Raw genomic sequence first — 21,734 nt, forward strand, 5'->3', positions numbered from 1 at the left:
CATGATCAACCTGAAAGGATTGACCTGATGCCCGATATGTCCTGCTATCAGCTTCCCCTCGATGTTCGTCCGACACACTATGACCTGGTTTTGAAAATGGATATGGAGGCTCTGACCTTCAGTGGTGAGGTCAAGATCCACCTCGATGTCCGGAGGGATACCACGGAGTTTGTCCTCAATTCTGTGGATCTGGACATTGATTACGCAACGGCTTTTGTAAAGGGGGATCCCTCTCCGCTCCGGGTTCTCGAGGATAAGGAATATGAGCGCATTGTTCTGAAAGCGGAAAGGCTTTTTGAGGCTGGTTCATCCGCTCTGCTGGAGGTTGTTTTTGCCGGAAAGGTCAACGACCTTCTCGCTGGGCTTTACCAGAGCCATTTTAAAGATCCTGACGGGGAAAAACGGGTTCTTGTGACGACCCAGTTTGAGGCTACGGATGCCCGGAGGGTCTTTCCCTGCTGGGACGAACCCTCAGCGAAGGCAACCTTTTCCCTCACTCTGGTCGTACCTGAAAAACTTGTTGCGCTGTCCAACATGCCGGTGGTCAGGGAAAAGCTTCTGAAAGGAGCCATGAAAGAGGTTGTTTTTGCAAAAACTCCCCGAATGTCCACCTACCTTCTGCATCTTTCCGTTGGAGACTTTGAGGAGGTCAGCGACCAGACTCCGGACGGTACGCGGATTTCTGTCTGGTCGACCAAAGGCAAAAAGGAACAGGGTGTTTTTGCCCTTGAGGTGGCAACGCGTCTTCTTCCCTGGTTCAACCAGTATTTTGGCATCCCTTATCCCCTTCCAAAGATGGATCTTCTGGCGATCCCCGATTTTGCGGCCGGTGCCATGGAGAACTGGGGCATACTGACTTACCGTGAAACAGCTCTTCTCGTGGATCCGTCGGTTGCCTCAGCGAGAACCCGTCAGAGGGTGGCCATCGTGGTTGCTCACGAAATGGCTCATCAGTGGTTCGGAGACCTGGTGACGATGGCATGGTGGGATGACCTCTGGCTGAATGAAGGCTTTGCTTCATGGATGGAGGTCAAGGCGGTCGACTATCTTTTCCCCGAATGGCGCATGTGGGAGCTTTTTCAGGCAGAGGACATGACGGAAGCCTTTGACCTGGACGGGATGACAGAATCCCATCCTGTTCAGGTGGATGTTCGGGATCCCCATGAAATCAATGAAATATTCGATGCCATTTCCTATACGAAAGGGGGTTCCCTGATCCGGATGCTCGAGGGCTATCTGGGGGAGGAGGTTTTCCGCGAGGGATTGTCGGACTATCTGAAACGCCACAGTTACGGAAATGCCCGGACGCAGGATCTTTGGAATGCCCTGGGACGAAAGGCCGGTCAGGATGTCCGGTCCATCATGGAAAGCTGGACTCTGAAGAAGGGATACCCGGTCGTGCGTCTGGAGGACGAAAAAAACCTCCATGCCGTACAGGAACCGTTTGCGAACCATCCTGTCCGGATGAAAGAGATTCTTTCCTCTCCGACAAAAGACGTTTGGCAGGTCATGATGGGTGTCCGTCGAGAGGAGAATGGCCAGGTATCCGAGCAATCTTTTCTCCTTGGGGAGGCAAGCTCCCCTTTTCCCTTTCCGATGGAATCCATCCGGAGCCTGAATGTGTCCGGAAGGGGTTTTTATCGGGTGAAGAATGAAGGAAGCTTAAGAAAGAGGATCCTTTCGGATATCCGGGAGGGCAAGATCTCTGCAGCGGAAAGTCTTGGATTTGTCAATGACGAATTTTCACTGTCTTTGGCCGGTCTGTCCAGACTCGAGGATTTTCTGGATACGGTCAATGTCTGCCGCCACCAGACAAATTATATTGTATGGGCTGACATCATCGCGCATCTGGCTTATCTGGACCAGCTGCTTGCTTTTGAGCCGGCATGGGAAGCGTTTTCATCCTTCATCCAGGATGTGTGCCGTGAGGCCTTTGATCGTCTCGGATGGGTCGTGAAAGAGGGGGAGGACCATCAGGCAAGGCTTCTCCGCTCACTGCTCCTGGGCGCGCTTGGCCGCTCCGGAGATATTTTGGTGCTGACCAGATGTGAAGAGATGTTCGGGGAGTTTCTGAAGAACCCTTCATCGCTCCATCCTGATTTGAGAATCGGTGTTTTTCGAACCGTTATTGGCGGTGGGCGTTTGTCGGATGCTTTTGGAGTCCTCCGGGATCGGGCTTTGATTGAGTCCCATCAGGAGGAGAAGATGAGGTTTTTGACAGGGCTTGCCTCTTCACGGAAACCAGAGGAGATCCGATTGCTTCTGGAAGACAGTCTTTCAGACAGGATCCGTTCCCAGGATACGGTGTCCGTGGTGGTGTCTGTTGCGGACAATCCTTACGGGCGGGATCATGCATGGGCCTTTTTTACGGAGAGATTCCAGGAGTTTTCACGGCGCTACTCAAGCGGGGGCTTCGCTCTTTCAAGATTGATCCGCGCCATGGGGGATCATCGCAAAGAGAAGGCATTCTCCGAAGTGATCGGATCCTTTTTTGAAAAGAATCCCTTGTCCGGAGGACAAAGGGCCATCCGGCAGACGCTGGAAGCGATCGATTTCAACAGCGCGGTCTGGTCAGGGCAGGGAGAAGGGTTGTCGAAGAAATTGCTGTCAATGTTTCCCCTGAGGTAAAGACAGGATCGACAGACCGAACGCAGGGATTGCCAATGGGAATCCCGTGAGATCCCCATTGGCCTGGCTCAGCCGACGATATGGACCGATGGCCTTCGGAAATGGTTAGTGGTGTATTCGTTCACGAGGAGAGTCAAAAGTGTTCCGGGGTCCGAGTGGTACAGGAGGCGGCTACCGGTTTCTTTTCCTATCTTCTTCACGATATCGGGAAGAATCTCGGTGATTCCGCCCGATCCGTCCAGAACACCGATCAGCTTGCCTTCGTCATAGGCGATGGAAAATTCTCCGAGGGTTCCGGAGTGTCCACCGACGATCAGGACCAGATCGCTTGAGCGGATATTGATGACCTCTCGTCCCATCAGCCCGGATCCCGTGAAGATGATGATGTCAAACAGATCGTTCGGGGACTGGTATCGGGAGATATGTTCCTGCTCTGAAAGGGCGGGGGAGATGCCGATGGAGACGCCACCAACCTCCTTGAATCCCGATGCAGCCTCATATGGAAGGCCTGGGCAAGCTCCGGTGATCAGTCCCAATTCCCGTTTTGCGATCTCCCTGCCAAGATGGCGGGCGATCTCCCTGTGCTTTGCTTCAAGATCTCCGGAGGCGGCACCCATAACGCCCACGGTAAAGAGTCTTCCCGGAGGAGCGGTGACCTTTGCTGGATCCCGCTCGAATGTTTCAAGGCATTGAGGGCTGTGAAAATAAAGGATTCTTCCTTTATGGATACGGATGGCATAGGCATGTTGAAGTGTTGGAATCTTTGTTCCGCAAACGGGATCGACGGTCATGAGGCTCCTTTGTTGGGTGGTTTGTCCGGTCCTATTTCCAATCTCATCAGATAGTGCGGTAAAAGGGGGGAAATATTCAAGATGGGTCTTCAGGAAGGTGCAAGGATCCTTGCCAGGACGCTTCCGTGGTTTTTTCTGTCAGGCGTATTGGAGGTGGGCGGTGGATATCTTGTCTGGCGATGGCTGCGGGAGCACCAAAATCCATGGCAGGGAGTTATGGGTATGCTGCTTCTCGCCGCATATGGCATTTCCGCGACCAAGATACCGGCTCCGTTCGGCCGGGTCTATGCGGCGTATGGGGGGATCTTTATCGTCATTTCCATTTTCTGGGCGATGTCGTTTGATCACTTTCATCCCGATATCTGGGATAAGGCCGGGGCATTTCTGGTTCTTGTTGGTGTGGGGCTCATGATTCTGGCTCCGAGGGGATGACAGTGAGTGGAGATTCTTCAAATATCAGATTCAGGATTGCGTCGGAGTTTATTCCTTCCGGTGATCAGGGGAGGGCCATAGAGGTCCTGTCAAACGGGATTCAATCCGGGGCGTCCTTTCAGACGCTTTTGGGTGTCACCGGGTCAGGGAAAACCTTCACCATGGCAAAAGTCGTGGAGAAACTTGATAAACCCGCACTCGTCCTGGCCCCGAACAAGACACTGGCCGCCCAGCTCTACCGGGAATTCAAGACGTTTTTTCCGGAGAACAGGGTTGAGTACTTTGTAAGCTATTACGACTATTATCAGCCTGAGGCCTATTTGCCTTCGACGGATACCTTTATCGAAAAGGATTCGGCCATCAACGAGCTGATCGACCGGATGCGCCACTCGGCCACGTCCGCGCTCCTTGACCGCAGGGACACCCTTGTTGTGGCCTCTGTTTCCTGTATTTACGGACTGGGTTCTCCCGAGTCCTACAAGAAGATGCATCTTTATCTTGAACGGGGTCTCGTAATGCGCCGGGAGAAGCTTCTCGAGAGGCTTGTCGGGATCCAGTACCAGAGAAATGATATGGATCTGAAAAGGGGGACATTTCGAGTCAGGGGGGATGTAATCGATGTCATTCCGGCATCCTATGAGGATAGGGCGATCCGGATTGAGCTCTTTGGAGATGAGATCGATCGTTTGCGGGAGTTCGATCCCCTGACAGGGGCGGAACTGTCCCAGATGTCCTCGGTGATCATCTATCCCGGGACGCATTATGTCCTTCCACCGGATCAAATGGAATCCGCCCTGTCCAGTATAGAAGAGGAGCTTGTCGAAAGAATCCGCTATTTCAGGAAGGAAGGAAAGCTGATAGAGGCCCAGCGTATCGAGCAACGGACACTTTTTGACCTGGAAATGATACGGGAGGTGGGTTACTGTCACGGGATTGAAAACTATTCACGACATCTGTCGGGAAGAAAGCCGGGGGAGCCGCCTCCCACCTTGTTTGACTATTTTCCGAAAGATTTCCTCGTACTGATTGATGAGAGCCATGTGGCTGTCCCTCAGGTGGGCGGAATGTACCATGGAGATCATTCCAGGAAAAAAAGTCTCGTGGAGTATGGGTTCAGGCTCCCGTCCGCCTTTGACAACCGTCCGATGACCTTTCCCGAGTTTGAATCGATCTTGCCCTCGGTGATCTTTGTTTCCGCGACCCCGGGACCCTACGAGCTTGAAAAGTCAGGGGGTGTGACGGTGGAGCAGGTGATTCGTCCGACCGGTTTGACCGATCCTGTTATTGAAGTGCGCCCTGCCAAGAACCAGGTGGATGATCTTTTGGGGGAGATCCATCTGACTGTTGGACTTTCCGATCGTGTTCTTGTCACCGTACTGACAAAGAGGATGGCGGAAAATCTGACCGAATACCTGGAGGAGAGGGGGATCCGCGTTCGATATCTCCATTCGGAGATTGATACGCTTGAACGAATGGAGATTCTCCGGGATTTGCGGAAAGGTGTTTTTGATGTTCTGGTGGGGATCAACCTTCTGAGAGAAGGTCTTGACCTGCCTGAAGTCGGTCTTGTGGCCATTCTTGACGCGGATCGTGAAGGTTTTTTGCGTTCGAGGCGCTCCCTGATCCAGACAGCGGGGCGTGCAGCCAGAAATATTCGCGGACGGGTGATCTTTTATGGAGACTCCATAACAGGCTCAATGCAGGAGGCCATCGATGAGACGGACAGGCGCCGTCGGGTCCAGATCGCTTTCAACAAGGAGCACAACATCTCTCCCCAGGGGATCATCAAGAATATCCCGGAGAGTCTCTATGCTGTTTCAGAAGGCGATTATACCGAGCCGCTGGCTTTTATTGAGGACAAAAAAGAAAAAGAGGCGGATGGACAGTTGTCGGATGCAGACATTCGCAAATTGATGGAGGCGGCTGCAGGATCTCTGGATTTCGAGCGGGCGGCCTATTTCCGCGATGTCCTGAAAAGTCGCGGAAAAGAGGTGGATGGACGTGGAATCAAGATCGCCGGAAAATCCGGACGGTCACGTAAAAAAGGGTAGCGGGGCCCTTCAGGAATTCCTGTAGATATAATATCCCAGAACCATGCCGAGAAGGTTGAGCAAATTGATATGGACGCTGGTTCCGACCGTAATGTCCACCAGAATGAGCTTCAAGGTGAGCGGTCCGCTTGAGCCGACGGTGACATGAGTCAGAAAAATATCTGCGAGGGGGCCGGAAGGGACAAAAAGATTGAAAATCGCGGTCAGGATCGATCCGAACGCCGCTCCGAGAAATAGAAAAAGAATGAGAAGCCCCATCCCCTTTTTTTGTTGTCCTGCAAATGCCAAGTGTCTGTCCTGACTGTTATCAGCAAAAAGGCTGGTTGTTTCGCCCCGCGTAACGGGGATGAATGATTCGGCCCCCCTTCGATTCCGGATGATGGTGGGTCCCGTGGATATCATCCGACTAATGAACCACGATCAGCTATAAAAATCAAATTTACCGTCCGGAAAAGCTCATTGGCTGTAGGGCCCCAAGAGAGGGGGAGATTGTTTTTTTGATCAGGTCTTGACGATGGAGGCTCCCATCCGGGGCAATGGGGAGTCGATCATGGAACCGATTGATGGAGGATAAAGGAGTAGCAGGAGTTATGGGATTTTATTTTGCTATATTTTTCAAATGTATTGATGAAGTTTTAAAAAACTCTTCGTAAGGAATCTTTAATAATCATTTTTTATTCTTTAGTAATATCTTTTATGACATTTCTTCTTGGTGTTGCATTTTTTTAATGATTTGATTCATTATTCCGGCTGTCTTAAATGATTTCGGGTGTTATTTCTGCTGGCCGTTCAAGGATCTTTGTCTTGATCCGGCACAGGTGACTGTTTTCCCGGAGAGCGTCCAGATTGAACCAGCCGGAGTCTTTTTGAAAATCGTCGCGAATTTGGAAAAAGCGCGTGAGATGGCCCAGCGTCTTGATCTCTCCGAAGCCGGTATCCAGCGAAGGAAAGCTTTCCTCGGAATTACACCGGAGGAAGAGATCGTCGTCCGGGATCTTGCCCCGTTCTTGAAGGAACGCATTCCGGAGTTTGTCCAGATTCTCCATGAGCGGATCAACTCCTTTCCCGAAAGCCGGATGATCCTTGAGAAGACACATTCCCAATCCTGGCTCAGACTCCGCCACGCGGAGTACTTTGTCGAACTGCTTTCCGGTCCCTATAATCAGGAATATGTCCACAACCGCCTCGGGGTGGGTGTTACCCATCAGATCATAGGGTTGGGACCCGAATGGGTCCAGTCCTCCTTTGCTCTCTTTCTGGAGTGGGCCAATGGTCTCCTCCGGGCGGAGCCCTCATCTCCCTGTTCCGGAAATCCGTCTCTTCCCGATATTCTCGGAAAGATCCTCTTCTTTGACCTGGGGCTTGTCATGGATTCTTACTTCCTGGCGGAGCGGGAACGGATGGAGGTCCTGTCTCGTGTTTTTGAGACCAATGTGGAGGCGGTCTGGATCCTGGATGGAAACTGGGTCATCGAGCATGCCAATCAGACGTCCGGGAAGATTATCGGATGGTATCCTGATGAGCTGGCCGGAAGGTCCCTTGACGAATTTCTCTGGGACGATCCGGAATCTTTGTCGCCTTCGCAGTTGGCGATCGGGGAAGTGGCTAGGGTCGAAGGCCATTGGGAAGGATCTCTTTTCCTGAGGCACAAAGACGGAAAAACCTTTCCTGCCTGGGCTACGGTCAATGTTTTTCAGAGAGCAGGAAAGACGGATCCGGAGTATATCCTCGAGTTTCGGGACAGGACGGAAGAGCACAAAAAACAAAACGAGCTGACCCAAAAAACAAAAGACCTCCTTCGATCCAATCGTGACCTGGAACAGTTTGCATATGTTGCCTCTCACGACCTTCAGGAACCACTTCGAATGGTGACAAGTTACACACAGCTTCTTGCACGCCGATATCAGGGGAAATTGTCGGAGGAAGCCGATGAGTTCATTCATTATGCCGTTGACGGGGCGCTCAGGATGCAATCCCTGATCAACGCGCTGCTCTCCTATTCAAGAGTCGATTCAATGGGACGGGAGCTTGTTCGCTGTGAATCCCGGACAGCCCTTGAAAATGCCCTGTCCAATTTGGCCATGGCCATTTCCGAGTGCGGTGGCATTGTCGAGGCAGGGGATCTTCCTCCTGTTCTCGGCGATCAGCTCCAGTTGATGCAGCTTTTCCAGAATCTTGTCGGCAATGCGCTGAAATTCCGTTCTCCGGACAGAGTTCCGACCGTCAAGATTGCTGCCAGGCAAGAAGGGGATTTCTGGTTGTTTTCTGTTCATGACAATGGAATTGGGATCGACCCCAAATTCTACGAAAGAATTTTTGTGATCTTCCAGCGACTCCACACGAAAGAGGAATACCCTGGAACAGGGATAGGGCTTGCCATGTGCAAGAGGATTGTCGAAAGGCATGGCGGAACCATCCGCGTAGACTCGCATCCGGGAGAGGGTTCCACTTTTTCTTTTACACTCAAGCGTCTGTAGGTCTTGGCCATTTCCATATGGCAGTCGAGGGCAGCAGGCAAACATCTCCGGAATGATCCATTCCGGAACAGAAAGGAAAGAAGGGAACAGGTATGAGCGGTATTGAGGACATGGGGCGCCCGGCCGAGTTTCTGCTGGTGGAAGACAATCCCGGTGATGTGAGGCTGACCAAGGAGGCACTGAGGGACAGCAAGGTCAGGAACCATCTCAATGTTCTGGGAGATGGTTTCGCTGCCATGGATTTTCTTCAGAGAAAGCCGCCCTACGAGAATGCTCCGAGGCCGGATATTATCCTTCTGGACCTGAATCTTCCGAAGATGGATGGCAGGGAGGTGCTTTCGCGAATCAAGGCCGATCCCGACCTGAGGAGAATTCCGGTAGTGGTGATCACCTCTTCGGAAGCAGAGCAGGATATCCTCAAAACCTATGATCTTCATGTGAACTGTTATGTGACCAAGCCGGTGGACCTTGACCAGTTCATCAAGGTTGTCCAGTCCATCGAAACATTCTGGCTGACCATCGTCAAACTTCCCAGCCCCGATATCCTGGAACAGTAAGCGATGTTTGACCGGTCGCTCAGGGTTCTTGTTGTTGAGGATAATCCGGGAGATGTTCTTCTGGTGCAGGAGATGCTTCATGCCATCAGTGAAGACAGGATCTCGCTTTTTTCAGCAAACCGGGTCTCCCGTGTAGGAACTCTTCTATCAGAAATGGCTGTTGATGCGATTTTGCTGGATCTGGGGCTTCCGGACAGCAATGGCCTTGAAACGCTCAGAACCATCCATGATGTTTGTGGGGAAACCCCGATTGTGGTCCTTTCCTCCCAGGACGATGAACAGCTTGCTGTAACGGCTCTCCAGGTCGGAGCGCAGGATTTTCTCGTCAAGGGAACTTTTAATGGCCATATTTTGACCAGGTCGATCTTCTATGCCATCAAGAGAAAAGAGATGGATTCGAAGCTTTTTTATATGGCCTATCATGATTCCCTGACCGGGTTATCGAATCGGAAGCATTTTCATGAACATCTGGAACACTCGATTGAGTGGTGCGAGCGGGGCGAGCAAAAATTTGCCGTCATTTTTCTGGATCTGGACAATTTCAAGAAAATCAACGACACGTTCGGCCATTTGGCCGGAGATCTCCTGCTCCAGCAGGTTTCGGAGCGCATCCGGAATGTTGTGCGGAAGATCGATGTTGTTGCCCGTATGGGTGGGGATGAGTTTGCCATTATTCTCAATAATCTCAAGACCTTCAGCTATGTCTCCCATGTGGCCAGAAAGATCAGGAAGCATATCTGCCGTCCCTATAAGATTGAATCGACACTCCTTGAAATGGATTTCTCCATGGGGATCAGCCTTTACCCTCTCGACGGCCTGAATGAGTCGGAGCTGATCCGGAAGGCGGATCGGGCGATGTATCAGGCCAAGGAGTCGGGGGCAAAGAGATTCCGTTTCTATAACCACGAGATGGACGAGCGTGAATCAGCGAGACAGACCTTGCGGGCCGATTTTCAAAACGCGATCAAGAATCATGAGCTTTGCCTTCACTTCCAGCCGATCATCAATCTCCGGACCCATGCCATCAATTCTCTGGAGGCGCTTGTCCGCTGGAACCATCCCCAGAAAGGGCTCTTGTCTCCGGGGGAGTTCCTGAATGATATTATGGGAACGGAGCTGATCGTTTCTCTTGGCGAAACCGTTTTCGAGTTGGTTTTTTCCTGTCTTTCAAAATGGAAAGACCAGGGAATCCTGATTCCCGTGAGTGTCAATGTCGATCTTCTCCAGATCAAGCAGCCGGACTTCCACCAGAAGTTCGTCCGCTTATTGCATCGATATCCGGATATTCCTCCCCATCTTCTTGAGATCGAGATTCTGGAGACAACCTCCGCGGAGGACGTTCCCAATCTCCGGGAGGTTCTCGATGGACTCCATGAACTGGGAATCAGGCTCTCCATCGATGATTTTGGAACGGGGTACTCATCCCTTTCCTATCTGAAACATATTCCTTTTGATACATTGAAAATCGACCAGAGCTTTGTGATCGGCATGCTTGAGAACAGGGAAAACCTTGCCATTATCGAAAGCATTTCCAGTCTGGCTAAAATCTTCGGTCGCAATGTGGTGGCAGAGGGGATGGAACAGATGTCCTACAGTCCGATGCTGATGGCGATGGGATGCGATCTGGCCCAGGGTTATGCCATCTCAAGACCGCTACCCCCTGAGCGTTTTCTGGAATGGAGACAGCGTTGGATCAATAAGGACCATTCCGAAGGTGTTTCTCCCTTCTTGCCCCTTTCGGAGTTATCCATATTACTGACGCAGATTTCTCATCTGTCCTGGATCCAGCGGATCATCTCCCTTGCGGATAAGTCGGATCATTCTCCTTTGACTCCATTTGAGAAAGAGGAATTTGGGAGTTCACCCGTTGAAGATTGGTACAACCATGAGGGGATTTCCCTTTATGGTGAAATTCCAACCTTCCAAAGCCTCTCTGATGTCCACAGGGAATCCCTCGATCTTGTCCGTGAAGTTTTCAGGAGAATCATCGAGAAGAACAAAGGTGCCACCCAATATTATTCCCGCCTTCTCCTTTTTCAGAAAGACTCACTTCTTTCTCTCTACGGAGCCCTTCAAAAAGATGTTCTCTTCCGCTCAATGATGAGGGTAAATCCCGGAAAAGCCTGAAAGCTGCAAGGTCTGTTCCATCGGGCATTTTAGAATGCGTCGAAAGCCAGTCCCGGATCTTGACTTCGTTGAAATATTAAAATATTCTAACATTATGAGAGTTGATGACGATAAACAGACGACCGCTAAAATTCAACCATCCAAAGCCTCCAAAGGGGCGAGGTGCCTCAGGGTCCTTGGCCATCCCGCGCGCCTGTTGGTGATTGCTGTCCTGTCCGAAGGTCCCAGGAGTGTCAATGATCTTGCCGGACTTGTAGGGGTGAGCCAGTCCAATCTTTCCCAACATCTGTCGTTATTGAAAGACAAGGGGGTCATTGATTCTGTGAGGGATGGACATCAGGTTTTTTACCGGATTGTGAATCCCAAGGTCATGGAGTTCATGCGTCTGATGGAGGAGCTGTTTTGCCATGAATAATGAAATCCGGTCTGTTCCGAAGATCTCGATCCCCATGATCTCTTTCCGAATCTTGATCGCAGGTTTGATCCTGGGGATGATCGGACAGGTTTCCTGTGCAGGGGCATTGACCTTGTCAGAGGCCGTTTCCCGGGCACTTTCCAAAAATCCGGCTCTTCTTGAGTCCAGCCTTTCAGGCGAGATCATGCATGCCAGAAAGGTTCAGGCAATGGGCGCCTGGCTCCCGGCCATGTCCGTGAGCGAGTCGGCCATCAGCACGACCAATCCCCTGAATGCGTTTGGCCTTTTGTTAAATGAAGGAGTCGTCCAGGCCGGTCAGCTGTCAAATGTCAATGAGCTGAACAATCCCTCTGTGACCCAGGCATTTGGATTCGCGGCTGTTGTGTCGGAGACCGTTTTTCAGGGGGGGAAGAGATATTTTACTTACCAGGCGACAACAAAAGGGGAGCAGCAGGCTGGTCTTGAGCTGAGAAGGGCCAGGGAAAAGCTGATTTCTGATGTGACGAAGGCCTATTTCAATGTGGTGATTGCAGAGAAGAAAGTTCGGGTCATCGATCGTGAGCGTGCTGCGGTCCAATCCTCCCTTTCCCGGGCGACAGAGTCCTTCGGGGAAGGGGGAATCGACAAGACCATGTTCGACGAGGCAAAGCTTAAGTCACAGTCGGTTGCACTGTCCTATTTCAGGGCAAAAAAAGCGGTCGAGATCAGCAAGATGAAGCTTGCCAGGCTGATGGGTGTTTCATCCGGAGATCTTGAGGGTTCATTGGCAAGGGAACGTTTCAGTCTCCCCCCAGGCGGAATTCAATGGGCTCGTTCGGTCGTTGAGCGATATTCGTCGTCCAACTCTCAGCTGGTTTCAGGGCAAGCCCTTTTGCATCGCCCTGATTACCAGGCCAGCGTGATGGGTGTCAAGAGTGAGTCGAGTCTTCTCTCCGCCGCGCATTCGGGATTCTGGCCGGCTTTGTCCGCCCAGGGGATCTTTAACGAATACGCCCAGGGGATCAATACATGGGGCAAGCAGGATTATACGGTTATGGGGACGCTCAGCTGGTCTATCCTGAACGGACTTTCCGACAAGGAGGAAAGCGAAAGATCCCATGCGAGGCTTCGTCAGGCTCTCTATTCCAGACAGGATTTGAAGTCGAAAATCGCTTATGAGGTGGCGAAAGCCCGGAGCGATGCGAAGGTCCTTGAATCGACACTTGAGTTTGACCAGCAGAAGGTCAATATCCGTTCTGAAGAGGAGCAGGTGGAAAAGGATAGGGTTTCCCAGGGAATTGATCCGCCGCTGATGCTGCTTGAGGCGGATGTCCGCCTGGCGGATGCAAGACTGGTTTACCTTTCTGACAAGGTGGCATTGATGGATTCTGGAGTCGACCTTCTCTTGGCAACAGGAGATCTTGACGAGAGGGGAATGGTTCCAGGTGCGATGGAGGTTTCCGGGAAATGAAGTTTTGTTTAAACCAAAAATGGATTGCACCGTGGAAAAAAATGTCACCCGCCGGTTATGTCGGGATGGCGATCTTGCTTTTGGGGACATCCTGTCATGAAGCTTCCAAGACTTCAGGTCAGAAATCCCTTCCTGCAGTCAATGTCAGGGTGTTTGACGTCAGTCCGGGAGAAAGTCTGCACCTTTCCAGAGTTTCCGGAGTGGTTGAAGGCGAGCGTGATGCCAGGATCAATAGCAGGGTTCAGGGAAGGGTCGAGACTGTCCGGGTCAGGACCGGGCAGATGGTCCACAAGGGCGATCTTCTTATGAAACTTTCCGGAAGGGCCGCTTACGACAGGCTCGAGGCATCGAGAGCCCGGTATGAAAACGCTCATGGACGATTCCAGAGAATGGACGCCCTCTATCAGAAAAAGGAAGCGTCGAGGCAGGAATGGGATGCGGCCAAGGCGGAGGATCTGATGTCTTTGGCGGATTACTCTGCAGCCAGGAATGAGGTTTCCCTGACGAGCATCACTGCCCCCTTTTCCGGGAGGGTGGCCCTCAAGAATGTTCGTGTAGGCGATGTTGTGAGCCCGGGATTACTTCTTGCGGAAGTTCTCCGGGAGGGAGATCTTCGGGTGTCCGCCAATATCCCTGAATATCTGGCGAATGAAATCTCTCCCGGGATGAAACTGTCTTTCAGAGTCCGGAAAAATGGCGTTGAGACCGATTTGCCCGCGAAGGTGAGATCGATCTCTCCCCGTTCTGATCCCGCCACCCACACCGTTTTTGTCAAAGCCTCCCTCGGTCGTGTTCCCGGTCTCAGGCCAGGTTCCTATGGGGCGCTTCTCTTGCCTTCCGGAAAAGAGACGAGCCCTCTTGTTCCCCGGAGTGCCGTGATCGACCGAGATGGCTTGCGTGAGGTTTTTGTCGTCCGGAACGGTGTGGCGGGGCTTCGTTTCGTCAGGATCGGACATTTGAAAAAGAGCTCTGCTTCGGGTGCTCCCCTGGTCGAAGTTCTTTCCGGACTGAATTCCGGAGAGAAGGTGGTTGTATCCCATGATGGAGAGCTGTTTAATCAAACACCTGTCCATGTTTTGGGAGAAGACTGATGACCGGCGAAAAACATGGTCCGGGATTCGCGGGATGGCTTTCCAGAACGTTCATTGATTCCCCCCTGACACCGATCCTGATTCTCATCTCCCTTGCCCTTGGTGGGTTGGCCGTTTTGAAAACGCCAAGGGAGGAGGACCCGCAGATCAAGGTTCCCATGATGGATCTTTTTGTTTCTGATCCGGGAATGTCCGCAACGGAGATGTCCCGCCATATTGTGGCTCCCCTGGAGCGACATCTTTCCAGGATCAAGGGGGTCAAGGCGGTTTATTCACAATCTGAAAGTGGGACGGCTGTGGTGACGGTCCGCTTTCATGTGGGTGAGCCCATGGGAAAGAGCCTCGTCAAGATTTACAGCGAGGTCATGAAGAGCCGCGGCTACCTTCCCCGGGACGCTGGTCCGGTTCTCGTCAAGCCAATGGACATCAATGACGTTCCTGTAATGGCTGTGACGCTGTATTCAAAAACCGAGTCGGATGCGGTCCTTCATCGTCTATCGGAAGAGGTTGCGACAAGCTTCAAGAGGATTCCCGGGACGGGACAGGTGACGGTCATCGGAGGCAGAAGGCGAACGGTCCGTGTGGTATTGAGTCCATCGGATCTTACGGCCCATCATCTGACGGCGATGGATGTTTCCGCTGCGATCTGGCGATCGAACAGAAGTATTGATCTCGGAAGTTTCGATCGGAACAATATTTCTTATCAGGTGGCGCTTTCCGGAACATTGACCCGGGTTTCCCAGGTCCGGAACCTGGTGGTTTCCGTGCAACATGGGAAAAGCATACGTTTGTTTCAGGTTGCAAAAGTCACGGATGGTCCGGGGCCCCTTGAGAGTTATGTATGGATCGGCCATCCGGCCACATCTCCTTTATCGGGGGATGAAACGGCGGTCACTGTGGCTGTCGCAAAGAAAAAAGGGATCAATGCCGTTGTTGTCGCCAACCAAATCCTTCAGAAGATGAAAGATCTTTCGGCGAGAAAGATTCCTTCTGATGTCCAATGGACGGTGACCAGAAATTATGGCCATACGGCCAATGAAAAGGCCGATGATCTTTTATTGCATCTCGTTGTTGCCACTGTTGCCGTGATCCTGCTTGTTGCGCTTGGTCTTTCACTGAGGGAGTCCGGAGTGGTGGCTGTCGCGATTCCGGTAACACTTGCCCTCACGTTATTCGGATCCATGGTGATTGGCTATACCGTCAACAGGGTCACGCTTTTTGCCCTGATCTTCTCCATCGGTATTCTGGTGGATGATGCGATTGTGGTAGTGGAAAATATCAACCGGCATTTTCATTTTCTGGGAGGCAAACGAGACAGGGATACCCTTCTTGAACGCGCCGTTGTCGCCGTGGGTGAAGTCGGGAACCCGACGATCCTGGCAACCTTTACCGTTATTGGAGCACTGTTTCCCATGGCATTCGTCAGCGGGCTGATGGGGCCTTACATGCGCCCCATTCCGGTCAATGCCTCATTGGCGATGACAGGTTCCCTCCTGGTGGCCCTGACGGTGGTTCCCTTTCTTGCGCTAAGAATGGTTCCGCCCGCTGGCCATGTCAACAAGATCATGGGAAAGGTGGATGCGGGAATCCGTCACCTTTACAGGTCGATCATGCTCCCTCTGCTGAACTCCCGACTTCGGCAGAATCTGTTTTTTGCCTCAGTTCTGCTTCTGACGGTTGGTGTCATGGCCTTTTTTGATACACGCACCCTTTTGTTGAAGATGCTTCCTTTTGACAATAAAAGTGAACTGGATGTTGTCATCGATATGCCTGCGGGAACAACTCTTGAGTCCACCGCCAGAACCGCCATGGCTCTGGAACGGGTGATCCTGAAGGATCCTTCTGTCCGTTCCGATCAGGCCTATGTCGGACTTGCTGCTCCGTTCGACTTCAATGGACTCGTCAGACACTATTATTTGCGGAGAGGGAAAAGGGTCGCCGAAATCCATATCAATCTTCTCCCGAGGGAAAAACGATCGCTTCAAAGCCATCGGATTGCCGAAGAGATGGAGCGCAAGCTAGCTCCCGTGGCGCATTCCTTTGGCGCAAGGATCAAAATGGTCGAGGTGCCCCCGGGACCTCCGGTCATGGCTCCGATCGTTGCGGAGGTCACCGGCCCGGATCAGAAAAGCATCAGTGACTATGCCAAAAAGGTTCGGGATGTCTTTCAGCATGCCGAAGGGGTGATTGATGTCGATTCAACCCTTCCGGACCCCCAGGTCCGCTACAGGATCCGCGTTGACCAGGAGAAGGCGGCTCTTTCGGGCGTTTCAACGGAGCAGATTGAAAAAGCATTGACTCTTGGATTGCATGGCGAGACAGGGGAGCTTCATACGACATCCGGGAAGGGGTATGTTCCGATTGTCCTGGATGTTTCAAGGAAGGACCGCTCTTCCATCAAGGATCTGGACTCGATCATGGTCCGATCCAATAATGGAAGACTCCTCCCCCTGGGGACACTGATTGATGTTTCCGAAGAAGGCGCGCCCGCCGTTCTGTACCGCAAGAATCTTCGTCCTGTGGTCTATGTGACGGGAAATACGATCGGCTCCAACCGGAGCCCTGTCTATGCGGCGGTGGATCTTTCAAGAAAACTCCCCCCGTCGGAGCTTTCCGGACATCCCGAAGCTGTTCGGCAATATTTTTGGGGATATCCGTCTTCCAACGACAAGATTTCGGTGCGGTGGGGTGGAGAGTGGCATGTCACCTATGTCACCTTCAGGGATATGGGAATCGCCTTTATTGCCGCCATCGTGGTCATTTATCTCCTGATCGTGATCCAGTTCAAAAGCTATGTGACTCCCCTGATCATCATGTCTCCGATTCCTCTGGCGCTCATAGGGGTGATTCCGGGCCATGTCCTTCTGGGATCGAACTTTACGGCGACATCGATGATCGGGTTTATCGCCCTTGGCGGAATCATGGTTCGAAACTCCATTCTTCTTGTGGATTTCCTGCACACGAAAAAAGCGGAGGGAGTCGAGCTGAAACAAGCGGTTCTGGAAGCGGGTGCCGTTCGGACAAGGCCTATTTTGCTGACAGCATTGGCTCTTGTTGCTGGATCCTTTGTCATCCTCTCGGATCCGATTTTCCGCGGTATGGCGATTGCGCTTCTGGCGGGTTCGATGGTTTCGACGATTCTCACCCTTGTTCTTGTTCCCCTCCTGGTTGCCCGGGTGGAGGGGAAACGCTGGCCGGATGGCCGGCAGATGGTTTCCGGGAACTGATTCTGGGATTTTTGATAATGGAGGAGTAAAATGTCGATGGAAAGAATGATCCGCGCGTTGGCCGGATCGATGATATTGATCAGTCTGCTTTTGTCCGTCTATGTTTCAAGGGAGTGGTTATGGCTGACAGCCTTTGTGGGTGCCAATCTCCTTCAGTCTTCAATCACCAGGTGGTGTCTTGCGGAGTCTATCTTGAGAAAGATTCTGCGAAGGCCGGCGGAAGGGGAAAAGAACTGCTGTTGACCGGGAGAGCTCTATGAAAGCGATGGTTCTGTCGAAGACAGGACCGGTGGCTCCGGATTCCCTTGTCCTTCGGGATCTTCCGGTTCCTTCTCCGGGCAAGGGGGAGGTTCTGATCAGGGTTCGCTCCTGCGGGGTTTGCAGGACGGATCTTCATGTTGTGGAGGGGGATCTTCCGGGTGTCTCTCCCGGGACGATTCCCGGACATGAAATTGTGGGCGAGATTGCAGCTCTCGGAGAAGGCGTCACCGGATGGGCTCTGGGTGATCCTGTAGGGATGGCCTGGCTTTACCGGTCATGCGGAACCTGTCGTTTCTGTCTGTCGGGGAGGGAGAATTTGTGTTTGTCCCCGATCTTTACCGGTTATGACAGGCCCGGTGGATTTGCCGAGTACGTTGTGGGGGATGGACGGTTTGTCTATCACCTGAATTTCACGGATCCTTCGGTATTTGCTCCGCTTTTATGCGCAGGCATTATCGGTTACCGGGCTTTTTCAAGGCTTGCGCTCCTTCGCGGGCAACATCTCGGTCTTTACGGATTCGGGGCATCTGCCCACCTTGTTCTCCAGATGGCAAAGTTTTTAGGGATGAGAGTGTCTGTCATCAGCAGGGGAGAAGGTCATCAGGCCCTGGCTCGGGAGATGGGTGCCGATTTTGTCGGGCCGTCAGGGACTCATCCCGAAGAGCCTCTTGACGGAGCAATCCTGTTTGCTCCAGCGGGAGAGATTGTTCCGGATATCATGCTTGATCTTGATCGGGGAGGAAAGCTCCTGATCGCAGGGATCCATCTGTCGAATATTCCATCCCTTGTCTATCAGGACCAGCTCTTTCTGGAAAAGAGCCTCGGTTCGGTGACAGCCAATACGAGGGAGGACGGGCAGGGTCTCTTAAAAATGGCCAAGGCGTTTGGAATCACCCCGAAAGTCAGGGTTTATTCTCTGGAAGAGGCAACATCTGCCCTGATGGATCTCAAGAACGACCGGATCCGTGGAGCATGCGTGTTGAAGGTTTCCTGAAGGGCCTGAAGGGTTTGAACGTTGAGATGAAAGAAGGACAGAAAAAAAAGCCCTCCATGACGGAGGGCTTTTTTTTATTCGACGTTGACGGTCACTTTGGACTTTGGTCCAAGAATCTTGTGACCTGCTGTTGCGACCTTGAGTGTAAGGGTATGTCTGCCTTTGGGCAGTTTGATCTTTATGGGATTCTGGTGGGTGGGCTCTGTAAATTGACCATCGATGAAAAGATGGACATGGTCACCCTTTGGTCCTTTATGGAGGATGTAACGAATCAGGACAGGGTTATGAACGGTGGATCCGCTTTTTGGAGAGGTAATCTTGACGGATGTTTTTTCGGCCGCGAAAGCCGGTGTTCCGACGAGTCCCATGGAAAAAAATGCGGCGGATATAAGGGAAGCTGTGACCATTTTTAATGGGTGCATGATTCCTCCTTCTTGGTCTGTTATGACATGTTGGCGTTGATGAAAATCGCATGAGGTGACGGACTCCATACACCTCCGGTGATTTCCGGAAACAGAGTGGCCGGTTTAAATGTTCACCCAATCCATTATTTTTCCGGTTCCTGGAAATTCTATCACGATTTTCTGGAAAACGGTTCTATGGCATGATCTTGATGCCAATAATCATGGGGGAGGTATATAATGTGAACGGGAGCGGAATGAAAGAGACTGTTCCTTTTCCTAAACGGAGGTATTCAGATAGATCCAACCTGGAGGTGTCTCATGGAATCGGATCGTTACATTGTGATTCGAAACAGGCTTCTTGATCTTGACGGAGAGATTTCGAAGGAACATTTTGTTATCGGGAGTCGCTGGCAGTCCCTTGAACAGGACGTTGACGAGGGGGAGAACGACCATTTGCTGTCGGCCGAGGAAGCTTCGGCTCTCCGTGAACTTCTCGAAGATCTTCGCTCTGAACACGATCTTCGGATGAACTCCGGTACATTAGGGAGTTAATTCAATGAAAATGGAAAACTATCGACTGATCCCCTCGAAAGCGGTGGGAAGTAATCTGTTTGTTCCGTTCGTTTTTCTTTTGTTTCTGGCGATTTCTTCTTGCCAAACCTCTCCTGCAGAACATTTTACCCCGGCAATTGTTGCAGAAGGCGTCTCCGGCGAGACTCCGGTGACAGTCTCCAAACAATTGACCTCCGAAATTGACGCTGTCCTTGACGGCACCCTTGAAAAAGGGAAGCCCCAGGAGAGTGTGCTCGTTCCCAAATTTGTGGATAACCGTGGTGTTGCGCGTGTTTTGGGGCGTTATCTGGCATCAAGGATCAGCGAAGGCTTGTCTACTGATCCCGCCTTGAACGTAATTGATTCCGGAAAACTCCGTCAAAAAATGCATCTGGAGGCGATCACTCAGGGAGGTCAAGGATCGTCTTCAATGGTGTTGATCGCAAGAGAGTTGAATGCAGACCGGATTGTTTTGGGGAGAATGACGGATCTCGGGCAGCAAATAGAGATTTCGGTCAGGATCATGTCCGTTTCGGACGGTAAGGTTCTCGGTCAGGTTTCAAAATTGGTGAAAAAAAACGGATCATTTCTGAACCTCTGGGATGTTGGTCCATGAAAGTTATGAAGATCATATTCCAGTGATCGTGCGGAGGAATTGATGAAAAATTTCAAAAAAGCAGCTGGAGCGATTGCTCTCACCAGTCTTCTGGCGGGCTGTGTCGTTTCAATCAATCCGGGCCAGGCGGGTGTTTTCTGGGATATCAGCCATGGAACGGATAAAGCCCATATTTACAGGGAAGGCGTCCAGGTGATCGCCCCGTGGAACGAGATGTATATTTATTCCCTGAGAACCCAGGAAGCAAGGCTCAACTTGAATGTATTGACGGTGAACGGTCTCCCTGTCGGAATGGATGCATCGGTTCTCTACAAGGTGGATGCGAAATACCTTCCGACGCTTCAGGAGACCGTTGGCCCCGATTACTTTCATGTGCTGATCGCACCCTATGTTCGTTCCGAGACCCGGAAGATTGTTGGTCGCTACACCCCCTCGCAGATCTATTCGAATCAGAGAGAGAAGATCGAACGATCGATCCTGAAGCATCTTCGTGAGAAACTGAAAGGGTATCCGGTCACAGTCAGCGGATTTTTGATCAGAAATGTCAAACTGCCCCGTGTGATCCGGACGGCGATCGAGCATAAACTGACCGAGGAGCAGAACTTCCAGCGGATGGAATATGTTCTGGATATCGCAAGGAAGGAGGCCCAGAAAAAGCGCATCGAGGCGGAAGGAATTTCGGCCTTCCAGAAAATTGTTCAGGAAAACCTGACCTCGCAATACCTGACCTGGAAGGGAATTCGGGCGACTGAAGAGCTGGCCAAGAGCCCCAATGCGAAGATTGTTATCATCGGCGGTGGAAAAAATGGCCTTCCTGTGATATTGAATGCAGATCCGGGAAGGGCTTCAAACAGAACCATTCATCACACATATAGGGGAAAGGAACAATCAAATGGCAACTGATCCATTGAAGGAAGGGGATTTGGCCCCTTCCTTTTCAGCTGGTGTTTTGGGGTATGAGTCGCCAACTGTGAGTCTTTCTGATCTGAAGGGCCGAACGGTTGTCCTTTATTTCTATCCCAAGGATGATACGCCTGGTTGCACTCGGGAAGCTTGTGATTTTCGGGATGCTTTCGAGCCGTTAAAGCGGGCCGGAGTCGTGGTGTTGGGTGTTTCGAGGGATTCGCTGGAAAGCCATGGAAAGTTTGTCAAGAAATATGATCTGAATTTTCCCCTTCTTTCAGATCCTGACGGTGCGATCTGTACGGCCTATGGAGTTTTGAAAGAGAAGAACATGTATGGACGGAAATCGATTGGTATTGAACGAACAACCGTAGTGATTGGTGCCGACGGAACGATCAGAAAGATCTATCCAAAGGTGAAGGTGGATGGCCATGTCGCTCAGATCATGAGTTTTTTGGGACTTTAACCTCTCAGCGCTGAAGGGTCAGGAGAAAACACTTGAACTCGTTCGATGATATGGGAGGGAAAAAGATCCTGTGGGGGCTTCTGGTCATATGGATTGGGCTCCTTTATATGGCCCATTCCATGGAGGCAGGTTCGGGAACGGGAAATGGGGGGCTTCATCAGATGTTGCCGTCCGGCCCGTCTGGGGGGCTCCCGCCTGGTGGTGGCGGGAGATCTCCCCACTCTGGTGGAGATGAGGGAGGGGTTGGTCCTCCGCATTATCAGCCAACGTCACTTGGATACTGATCGTTGTT

The 21,734-nt window shown here is 51.7% G+C and carries 20 protein-coding genes; 17 read left to right on the top strand and 3 right to left on the bottom strand.

The genetic code is table 11. The features are described 5' to 3' along the window. Window positions 1–27 precede the first annotated feature (27 nt). Window positions 28–2,628 carry a M1 family metallopeptidase gene (locus LFE_RS02100; RefSeq protein WP_014448628.1) on the top strand — a complete coding sequence of 867 codons (2,601 nt, stop codon included), beginning with the start codon at window positions 28–30 and terminating at the stop codon, window positions 2,626–2,628. Between the two features lie 68 nt (window positions 2,629–2,696). Here the strand turns inward: LFE_RS02100 and LFE_RS02105 are convergent, their stop codons facing one another. Beyond that, the gene (locus LFE_RS02105) at window positions 2,697–3,419 is read right to left on the bottom strand and encodes an SLOG cluster 4 domain-containing protein (RefSeq protein ID WP_014448629.1); all 723 of its coding nucleotides are present in this window, start codon (window positions 3,417–3,419) and stop codon (window positions 2,697–2,699) included. 81 nt (window positions 3,420–3,500) lie between these two features. Between LFE_RS02105 and LFE_RS02110 the strand changes: the two genes are divergently transcribed. Together LFE_RS02110 and uvrB are read left to right on the top strand one after the other, a co-directional pair. Next, window positions 3,501–3,851 (top strand): YnfA family protein, encoded by a 351-nt coding sequence (locus LFE_RS02110; RefSeq protein ID WP_014448630.1) that lies wholly within the window; start codon window positions 3,501–3,503, stop codon window positions 3,849–3,851. After that, window positions 3,848–5,902, top strand: a complete 2,055-nt coding sequence (gene uvrB / locus LFE_RS02115) for an excinuclease ABC subunit UvrB (protein ID WP_041773939.1) — start codon at window positions 3,848–3,850, stop codon at window positions 5,900–5,902. Before LFE_RS02110 ends, uvrB begins: the two co-directional genes overlap by 4 nt. Before the next feature lie 9 nt (window positions 5,903–5,911). Here the strand turns inward: uvrB and LFE_RS02120 are convergent, their stop codons facing one another. Beyond that, the gene (locus LFE_RS02120; protein WP_014448632.1) at window positions 5,912–6,190 is read right to left on the bottom strand and encodes a DUF4321 domain-containing protein; all 279 of its coding nucleotides are present in this window, start codon (window positions 6,188–6,190) and stop codon (window positions 5,912–5,914) included. Between the two features lie 578 nt (window positions 6,191–6,768). Here LFE_RS02120 and LFE_RS02125 point away from each other — a divergent pair. The 9 genes from LFE_RS02125 to LFE_RS02165 all read left to right on the top strand — a co-directional run bounded on the left by LFE_RS02125 (window position 6,769) and on the right by LFE_RS02165 (window position 18,501). After that, window positions 6,769–8,379, top strand: a complete 1,611-nt coding sequence (locus LFE_RS02125; RefSeq protein ID WP_014448633.1) for an ATP-binding protein — start codon at window positions 6,769–6,771, stop codon at window positions 8,377–8,379. 92 nt (window positions 8,380–8,471) lie between these two features. Beyond that, a complete protein-coding gene (locus LFE_RS02130; protein WP_014448634.1) occupies window positions 8,472–8,936 on the top strand; it encodes a response regulator in 465 nt (154 codons plus the stop codon). A 3-nt stretch (window positions 8,937–8,939) separates the two neighbouring features. After that, a complete protein-coding gene (locus tag LFE_RS02135; RefSeq protein ID WP_014448635.1) occupies window positions 8,940–11,063 on the top strand; it encodes a putative bifunctional diguanylate cyclase/phosphodiesterase in 2,124 nt (707 codons plus the stop codon). Between the two features lie 94 nt (window positions 11,064–11,157). Then, window positions 11,158–11,478 (top strand): ArsR/SmtB family transcription factor, encoded by a 321-nt coding sequence (locus LFE_RS02140; protein ID WP_014448636.1) that lies wholly within the window; start codon window positions 11,158–11,160, stop codon window positions 11,476–11,478. After that, the gene (locus LFE_RS02145) at window positions 11,471–12,928 is read left to right on the top strand and encodes a TolC family protein (protein WP_014448637.1); all 1,458 of its coding nucleotides are present in this window, start codon (window positions 11,471–11,473) and stop codon (window positions 12,926–12,928) included. Before LFE_RS02140 ends, LFE_RS02145 begins: the two co-directional genes overlap by 8 nt. Window positions 12,929–12,969: 41 nt before the next feature. Beyond that, the gene (locus LFE_RS02150) at window positions 12,970–14,019 is read left to right on the top strand and encodes an efflux RND transporter periplasmic adaptor subunit (protein ID WP_158310228.1); all 1,050 of its coding nucleotides are present in this window, start codon (window positions 12,970–12,972) and stop codon (window positions 14,017–14,019) included. Further along, on the top strand, window positions 14,019–17,246 hold the full coding sequence (locus LFE_RS02155; RefSeq protein WP_014448639.1) for an efflux RND transporter permease subunit: 3,228 nt from the start codon (window positions 14,019–14,021) through the stop codon (window positions 17,244–17,246). The genes LFE_RS02150 and LFE_RS02155 overlap by 1 nt, the downstream gene beginning before the upstream one ends. A 30-nt stretch (window positions 17,247–17,276) precedes the next feature. Further along, window positions 17,277–17,489, top strand: coding sequence for a YgaP family membrane protein (locus tag LFE_RS02160; protein WP_014448640.1), 213 nt, complete (start codon window positions 17,277–17,279; stop codon window positions 17,487–17,489). Window positions 17,490–17,502: 13 nt separating this feature from the next. Next, window positions 17,503–18,501, top strand: coding sequence for a zinc-dependent alcohol dehydrogenase family protein (locus LFE_RS02165; RefSeq protein ID WP_014448641.1), 999 nt, complete (start codon window positions 17,503–17,505; stop codon window positions 18,499–18,501). A 74-nt stretch (window positions 18,502–18,575) separates the two neighbouring features. Here LFE_RS02165 and LFE_RS12845 read toward each other — a convergent pair whose 3' ends face one another. After that, window positions 18,576–18,923, bottom strand: coding sequence for a hypothetical protein (locus LFE_RS12845; RefSeq protein WP_014448642.1), 348 nt, complete (start codon window positions 18,921–18,923; stop codon window positions 18,576–18,578). A 300-nt stretch (window positions 18,924–19,223) separates the two neighbouring features. Between LFE_RS12845 and LFE_RS02175 the strand changes: the two genes are divergently transcribed. The 5 genes from LFE_RS02175 to LFE_RS02195 are packed head-to-tail and all read left to right on the top strand — an operon-like array spanning window position 19,224 to window position 21,726. Next, a complete protein-coding gene (locus LFE_RS02175) occupies window positions 19,224–19,457 on the top strand; it encodes a hypothetical protein (protein WP_014448643.1) in 234 nt (77 codons plus the stop codon). Window positions 19,458–19,461: 4 nt separating this feature from the next. Next, window positions 19,462–20,073 carry a FlgO family outer membrane protein gene (locus LFE_RS02180; RefSeq protein ID WP_014448644.1) on the top strand — a complete coding sequence of 204 codons (612 nt, stop codon included), beginning with the start codon at window positions 19,462–19,464 and terminating at the stop codon, window positions 20,071–20,073. A gap of 42 nt (window positions 20,074–20,115) precedes the next feature. Further along, complete coding sequence (locus LFE_RS02185; RefSeq protein ID WP_014448645.1) at window positions 20,116–20,976, top strand: prohibitin family protein; 861 nt, start codon at window positions 20,116–20,118, stop codon at window positions 20,974–20,976. After that, window positions 20,966–21,442 carry a peroxiredoxin gene (locus tag LFE_RS02190; protein ID WP_041773940.1) on the top strand — a complete coding sequence of 159 codons (477 nt, stop codon included), beginning with the start codon at window positions 20,966–20,968 and terminating at the stop codon, window positions 21,440–21,442. The genes LFE_RS02185 and LFE_RS02190 overlap by 11 nt, the downstream gene beginning before the upstream one ends. 32 nt (window positions 21,443–21,474) lie before the next feature. After that, a complete protein-coding gene (locus LFE_RS02195) occupies window positions 21,475–21,726 on the top strand; it encodes a hypothetical protein (RefSeq protein ID WP_014448647.1) in 252 nt (83 codons plus the stop codon). The last annotated feature ends 8 nt before the right edge of the window (window positions 21,727–21,734 follow it).

The organism is Leptospirillum ferrooxidans C2-3 (assembly GCF_000284315.1).
Taxonomy (GTDB): Bacteria; Nitrospirota; Leptospirillia; order Leptospirillales; family Leptospirillaceae; genus Leptospirillum; species Leptospirillum ferrooxidans.